This window comes from Poseidonocella sp. HB161398 (genome assembly GCF_005870025.1).
Lineage (GTDB): Bacteria > Pseudomonadota > Alphaproteobacteria > Rhodobacterales > Rhodobacteraceae > Mangrovicoccus.
In genome coordinates, this window is record NZ_VATA01000139.1 from 1 (window position 1) to 7,228 (window position 7,228).

5 protein-coding genes, 1 tRNA gene and 1 pseudogene are annotated in these 7,228 nt (G+C 59.7%); 4 read left to right on the forward strand and 3 right to left on the reverse strand.

All coding sequences use genetic code 11. From position 1 onward, the window contains the following. A pseudogene (locus FGX59_RS35520) lies at window positions 1–417 on the reverse strand (transposase); the annotation flags it as partial. Between the two features lie 1,815 nt (window positions 418–2,232). Next, window positions 2,233–2,302 (reverse strand) — tRNA-Thr (locus tag FGX59_RS35525). A 142-nt stretch (window positions 2,303–2,444) separates the two neighbouring features. Between FGX59_RS35525 and FGX59_RS35530 the strand changes: the two genes are divergently transcribed. The 4 genes from FGX59_RS35530 (at window position 2,445) to FGX59_RS35545 (ending at window position 6,585) form a co-directional block, all read left to right on the forward strand. Beyond that, window positions 2,445–3,755, forward strand: coding sequence for an integrase family protein (locus tag FGX59_RS35530; RefSeq protein ID WP_138473293.1), 1,311 nt, complete (start codon window positions 2,445–2,447; stop codon window positions 3,753–3,755). 165 nt (window positions 3,756–3,920) lie between these two features. Continuing rightward, window positions 3,921–4,172 carry a hypothetical protein gene (locus FGX59_RS35535; protein ID WP_138473294.1) on the forward strand — a complete coding sequence of 84 codons (252 nt, stop codon included), beginning with the start codon at window positions 3,921–3,923 and terminating at the stop codon, window positions 4,170–4,172. Between the two features lie 524 nt (window positions 4,173–4,696). Further along, window positions 4,697–5,101: a toprim domain-containing protein gene (locus tag FGX59_RS39945; protein ID WP_370296483.1), complete on the forward strand. Its 405-nt coding sequence runs from the start codon at window positions 4,697–4,699 to the stop codon at window positions 5,099–5,101. Window positions 5,102–5,169: 68 nt separating this feature from the next. After that, entirely contained in the window at window positions 5,170–6,585 is a 1,416-nt protein-coding gene (locus FGX59_RS35545; RefSeq protein ID WP_171060996.1) for a YfjI family protein, read from the forward strand. Window positions 6,586–6,839: 254 nt separating this feature from the next. Here the strand turns inward: FGX59_RS35545 and FGX59_RS35550 are convergent, their stop codons facing one another. Further along, window positions 6,840–7,049 (reverse strand): hypothetical protein, encoded by a 210-nt coding sequence (locus FGX59_RS35550; RefSeq protein ID WP_138473297.1) that lies wholly within the window; start codon window positions 7,047–7,049, stop codon window positions 6,840–6,842. Window positions 7,050–7,228 lie beyond the last annotated feature (179 nt).

Sequence of the window (7,228 nt, forward strand, 5' to 3'; positions counted from 1 at the left end):
ACGGGCTGTCGCGGCGCCACTGGCGCCACGGTCCCGTCTCACTCTGGCGGCGTGACAGAGTGCTGAAGTTCGGCACGGACCAGTCGAGCCTAGACAGTTCGAGCAGGCTCGCCACGAAACCGTTCGCCAGTGGGCTCGAACCAATGGCGCCTCACTGGCTCACCCTGGCGGAGCGGCACCCCGAGGAGGATCTTGAGGGTAAGGCAGGCCTGGATCGCCGCGTCGCTGTAGGCCTGCTGACGGCCGCGACGCCCCGACGGAATGGCTTCCCACTGCATCGAGGGATCGAACCAAACGGTCAGTGATCCGCGCTGCCTGAGCGCCTCGCTCGCCGTTGCGCTCGGACCGGTGGCGCGCAACGGCTCGCTAGCTATGCCAGTTTGTGGTCTTGTAGGTCGTCTTCGGAGGTCTGCTCATGCTGCCCAGCTAGCATGCTGGATTCACGAGATGAATCCTCCCGGATTTGCGCAACAACGCCGCTGATAGGCATCATCGCCGCAATGGCACACTCACAAGCAGCAGCCACCCAGGAAGCCCAGCGGGCGGGGCTCGCCTCGGCGCAGGCTCGGGAAGGCAAGTACCTCGGGAAGAAGCCGAAGTAGGACCGGCAGGCACTGGAACTGGAACTGGAACTGGAACTGGTGACGGCAAGGCTCGCTACCGGTGCGGGCGTCTCCGCCATCGCGCGGGACACTGGCCTTGTACGTCAGACCGTGCACCGGATGAAGGCCGATCCGCAGGCTTATGCGGATGTGTTAGCGCGCTGGGGTATGTGACCGCCCGCCCCTCACGCCGGCGTTCCCTTCGTTCAGTACTTGTTTGCCCTGCCTCGTGCGGGCTTTCCAGCGTTTGGTAGCCAGCGATGTAGGCAAGAGGTCAGCGGCCACAGCCAACGCCCGAGGCGGGCGCGCCCGCCCCCTGCGCGAAAGTAGCACTTTCCGGCCTTGGCGTGGGGGAAGCCGCACCGGGCCTGTGCGCAAAGTGATGATCGCTCCTTCAGCTGCTGCCCGCCCCGCTCTGGCAGAGGCGAGACCGCGCCTCTCCCACCCCGCGCCCCGGAAGGGGCTAGGCACTGTCTCGCCTCCTGAGCTCCAAGCGCAACGCAGGTGAAGATCGTCGGCTGGCCGTGAAAGGATGAAGTCCCTGCACCGCTGCCGCTGCCCTTTGCCACGCTCGCGCGCCTCCGGCCGCGCATGGACAGCTGGGGAGGGATCGAAGGTACCTAGCCTGACCGGGCACCAGAAGAAGGGTGTTCAAGCGCAACGCGCGGGAATCGAATCCCGGAGTTCCACCAGGACAGCATATGCCGGGCTAGCTGTCCGATCACGGGGCCGCCTCCTGGCGGTTGCGCCACATCCCCGGGGGTGGGTCAGAAATCTGAGCTCTTGAGCGTTGACCGGCACTCTCCCAACGCACTTGCGCCGTTGAATTCTGGGAAAAGCCCATTTCTCATGTGCTTCACGAGCATTGTGCACACGGTCTAGCGCCACGGCAGCACGCCCTAGGCAAGGGGGGAGGTGAAAGTTCAGGGTCGACTGCCCGCTAGACCGGTGGTCTCCCTCATCCAGAGACTTTTTTTCTCAAGCTTGGAATTTTGGGCGGGTCTGGCAGGCACGGTGCTGGCAGTGCTCACCCTTGGTATTTCCTGAAACCCTTCGCTACCTCATGGGGTTGCGCCCTGCGCTTGAGGCCGCGCCGATGGCCTCGAAATGGCGAGTTAATGGGCCGAATTTTGAGCCATTTCCTCCCAATCTCGGCTGTCCGAAAGACGAATTACAATAAAAACAAATACTTACATGTAACGGAGTTACAAACCAGAAATCCATTCTTGTAACCTGGTGCGGCAGAAAAAGTCACATAAAAACAGATGGTTACAAGATAAGTGACGAAGTAACAGAAGTAACACGTATTTTGTGACCTCCGGCTTTCAGTTTCCCCGCCGGATCGGCCAGCCTGGGCCGCTTTCCTCTCCGCGCTTCGCCACGGGCTCCGCTGTCCTGATGGAGAGCGCCTCGGCCCGGTGCCCCGTCCTTTTCGAGGAATGGTGCAGAGGTGGAAATTTTACGCGACAAGGCTCCGCCCCGCGCCGCAGCGCGGCGTGATCACGCTGACGCTACTTCCGATTACCAAAATGGCGACACCGCTGGGCCTGTGAAGCTCTGCGCGGTGGTCTCCATGTGGTCGTCACGAAAATTTCAGAGGCCCGAAATCTTATCTAAGTGCTTGATTTTATGGTGCCCCCACACGGACTCGAACCGCGGACCCACTGATTACAAATCAGATCCCTTCCCACCTCTGGAACTTAGAGAGAGCTGCCAAACCCTAGCCGAACTTGCCTCAACATACTGCTATCATGAAATTATTTTTCAAAGCACCCCGCCGAACCTTGACCGAACCAGCCCAACGAGGCTACAAGTTTGTCCGGAAAATGTCCGGAAAAAATTATGGCCCAAAGAGTCAAAATCACCCAGTCCGTCGTGAACATAGCGCTCAAGTCCGGAGCCGAGACGGTACTGCGAGACAAAGAAGAACCTGGCCTGGCCTTGCGAATCGGGAAGCGCGCAAAGACTTGGTTCTTGGACTACAGGCCCAAGGGCGTCAGTGCAGACGGCAGGCGCCTGCCGAACAACACCATCAAGATCGGTTCGCTGACCTCCCATAGCATTGCCGACGCAAGAAGAGAGGCAGCCCGGCTGAAGTCTAACATTGCGAATGGGGCAGACCCGGCCAAAGACAAGCGCGCAGCGATCAGGGCACGGGATCTAGCAAGAGCGAAGGCGACAACTCTCCAGAGAGAGGCTGACAGCTACATCGCCACAAGCATCAAGGGTAAAGAGCAGCACGTGCGCACTGAGACCGGCGCCCTCACGCTTGGCTTAGCAGAAATGGGCGTCCAGCAGCTTGCCCCAGCTGATCTCACCGTGCAGCACGTGCAAGAGCTTCTATCGCGACACTACGGCAGGGCCTGTGCGGTCCACCGCTACGGCGCACTGAACCGTTTCTGTGAGCATCTGCTGAGCCGAGATGTCATAGAGGTCAACCCTTGCTCACGCGTACCGAAACGACAGCGGCCCGCTCGGGTCAAACCTCGCGAGAGAATTTACACTGCCGCGGAAGTTCAACTGATGCTCCAAGCAGCCGAGCTACTTGATGGACCATTCAGGCGATTTGTCCGCGCGGCAGTATTCTTGCCGCTGCGAATGAGCGAACTACGCGAAGTACGTGTGAAGCAAATTGATTTTGAAAGAGGGGTCATCCAATTTCCCGGGGTGACAATGAAGAACGGGGACGCCTTCACCATGCCAACCCCGGTGCTGGTGCGGGATGCACTTCACCCGGAGGTCATGTCAGATCCAGATCAGCGTGTGTTTCAGCTGGCGCGTGACGGCAAGAAATTCACCGCCCACAGCGCGCTGTCCGCCAAACTCAAAAAGTTTACGGGCATAAACGACTTCATGTTTCACAGCTTGCGCCACACCTTCTCGACCGTTCTCTCTGACGCTTATGTTGGGAACGAGAGCGTGGCAGATAGCCTGTTGAGCCATCGCCAGTCTGCGACGCGTGGAGGTATCCTCGGAGTGTACAACAAATCGAGGCTCTGGTTGCCACGCGTGCGAATGATGAACTCGTGGGCAGAGCAAGTCGACCATGCCGAGAAGTACGGAGTCTGGCTCCCGACAGAGGATACCGATGACTGGGGCACAGGCCAAGAACGGGAAATTACTATGCCTCACGATGGAATCACGAATTTGTGAAAAACATTTCAGTTAGGCTGTATCGCGACCCGAAGGCTCGAATATAGCCGCGGAAACAATATTATAGAACCACCAAGACGCAGACACGGTCAAACCTCCATGAGGACGACCGGGTCAGCGTCCATGGGGCACATTTGGCTCAATAGAAGCCAAAGGAGTCACCATATGGGTGAATTTGACCAACCCCGCCCCACCATTTTGTGGTCGCCCGGTGCGCCGCATCCGAAATATGCGGACCGCAAAACCTTGGCTATCATCATAAGCCACGAATGCTTCCCCGTCGCGCCCCGTACGCTTCGTGACTGGCCCCTCGTCGCCATACGGCCCGGCAAGCGGGTCATATACGACGTGCAGGCCGCGCTATCGTACGCGCGCGCGCTCATCAGCGCCGCCCCCACTTACAAGCAGGGGAAATAATCATGATGTCTGCTTTCGAGATGACCAGCCTGCTGAAGGGGAAGTGGTATGGCGGCTATGGCGTCGCAGCATGCCCCGTTTGCCAACCCGAAGCACGTCGCGATCAGAGTGCGCTGACTTTGTCCGATGGGCGCTCAGCCCTTGTCCTCAACTGCAAGAAGAGCGGCTGTCGCTTCAAGGACATTCTGGATGCGGTAGTTGTCGCACGGGATGGCGCGCACCACTGGGCGGAGCCAATCTCTGCCCAAAAACCGTCAAAGAATTGCAATGCTGAAATCGCGCAAAGAATCTGGAGGCAGGGCCTCCCCTTGGCCCTGAGCATAGCGGAAGACTACCTCCAAAGCAGAGGCGTCTGGCGATCGTTTTGCGATAGCGTACGTTATGCACCCGATTGCAGACACCCCTCGGGCCAGCGTCTCCCCGCCATGATAGCCAAGATCGAGGGAGGCACAGGTTTTGCTGTACACCGAACCTACCTCCGTGACGACGGGTCGGGAAAGGCGGACGTTGAACCATGCCGGGCCATGCTGGGCTCCGCCGCTGGTGGCGCCGTACGATTGACTGAAGGCAACGGTACGCTGGTTGTCGGAGAAGGTATCGAAACCGTTCTTGCCTACCTGCGCCTCCAAGAAAACCACTTCGGCACAAAGAACAACGGAACCCGACGCGCAGTTGGGGCACCCACGTCCGAAAATCGCACATGGGCGGCGCTTTCCACATCGGGACTTCGAGGTTTGATACTTCCCCAGTCCCCCGGTGAGCTTATTGTTGCAGCCGACCCTGATCGGCCGGGAATCGAAGCAGCGCACGACTTAGCAGCACGCGCGACAAAGCTTGGATGGAGGGCGCAAGTCCATGCTCCTCCGCCCGCCGCGGGAGATTGGAACGACTTCCTCGCAGGCCTCGCGCACAAGGGGCTTCGGTCATGACCGCCGGGCGCCTCGCAAGGGTCGAGCTGGGAGATCCGCTTTCCCTCATTCCTGAGGAACGGCCGGGGATGGCATACCCGATCGAGCATCTAGGCCCCATTGGCGAAGCCGCCAAGATAGTGCAAGCCATAACGCAAGCGCCGATCGCCATAGCTGCGCAATCCGCGCTCGCAGCCGCATCTCTGGTTGTACAGGGACATTTCGATGTCGAGACGCTTGGGGGTGTTCGGCCCACCTCGCTCTTCCTGTTGACCCAAGCGGTCTCTGGGGAGCGCAAGTCGTCGTGCGACGACCTGATCATGGAGCCGATTTACCAGTACGAGCGTGACCAATCAGCCTCGTGGAAATTGCGGCTTTCCGAGTATGAGGTGCTCAAGCGGGTACATGAAACGGGCATTTCCGATATCGTGAAGAAATTGGGGGACCGCGGCGCGAAGGGCGAGCGTGCCGCCCCCCTCTTGGAACTGGAGCCCGCTCCAGACCTGCCGCGCCGACCGGAACGCCTTGTAAGCGAACCGACTTTCGAAGGGCTGACGAAGCTTCTCGCCATTGGGCAACCTTCTCTTGGCGTGTTCAGCGACGAGGGCGGACAATTCCTCAACGGCTACGCAATGAGCCAAGACCAAAGGGGGAAGACGTTGGCCGCATTCAACTTCCTATGGCAAGGGAAGCCCATTAAGCGGACGAGAGCCGGGGACGGCCAAGAGACGCTGTACGGGAGACGTGTCGCCTTGCACCTGATGGTGCAGCCCGGCATCGCGGAGAGTTTCGTGCAGGATCGCGTCGTCAGAGATATCGGATTTCTGGCACGCGCACTTGTGTGCCGTCCGGCCAGTACGATCGGGACCCGTCTCCACTCGGACCTCGAAGTGGACCGGGCACCCCTCGAAAAATTCCACCGTCTGCTTACTGCCGCACTGGAACGGGCCCTGCCTATGGATTCCGGCTCGGGCGCACTTACACCAAAAGTTCTGACGCTTGCACCAGAAGCCAAGGCCGCCCTCGTGAAGTATTCAGATCGCGTGGAGCTCGCTCAGCGTGAAGGCGGTCCCTTGGAAAATGTAAGGCCGGATGCGTCGAAGTCTGCCGAGCAAGCCGTCCGCATCGCCGGTGTCCTGACGGCCATCGAAGACTTGGGCTCCGATCAGATTTCGGGCCCCAACATGACCCGCGGGATCGAGATCGCTCAGTTCTACCTAGTGGAAGCCCTGCGCCTCTATGAGGCACAAGGCCACTCGCAAGAAATCAAGGACGCCGAAACGCTTCGGCAATGGCTATTCGATGGCCAAGCTGACTCTGACGTGACCGTGCGCTACATTCAGCAGAAGGGGCCGCACAAGTTGCGGTCAGGACAGAAAATCCGACAGCTCCTTCGGATCCTCGAAACCAATGGCTGGATAGTTCGCCTGCGGCCAGGAGATGAAGGCGTAGCGACCACTACCGCCGAAACCTATCGCCTTGTTCGGCCGAGAGACGAAGAGTGAAGCGGTGCCCTCACCGGCTAGCTTTGCAACCGTGTAGCGGTGTAGCGGTGTAGCCAAGGGTGCTCTCTCGCCGGTTGCGGCGAGGTATAGCCCTTTGGCTACATGGCTACACCGCTACGCACCATAAACACCAGTGCGTGGCTACACGGCAACAAACCTGAGACTTCACACTGCAAGACGGCCACGCGCACAGAGATCTGCATTTGGATCAGGCCACCGATTGTCCCACGGCCAAGCTGTCCAAGGATACCACTTCACAGTTCGTCTGCGGCCAACGAGCGTAGAGATGAAAGGTCCAGCCGGACGCCTTTGCGCCCCGCAGCGGCCTCGTGGAGCTGCGCCAGCGTCATCTCCTCGATCGGCACGTCTTCCTCGTCCACCCGCTCAGCACGGCGCGGCGGGACCCAGCCGAGACGATCGAGGATGTCCTTCGCCGCGTTCAGCCTGGTCTGCGGCGTAAGCATCCGGCGTGGGCCGCGGTCATGCAGCCTTGCGTGACAAGGCGCTGTGTGGCGTCCAGTTCCAGGGCAGAAGCTCAGTGACCTTAGCCCCCGAACTTCGACAGTTGGAAGCTCAAAATTGGCCTGTTCGCACAGGCGGGTCTTGTAAAATCAAAGGGTTGATCGGTCGGAATGGTGCCATT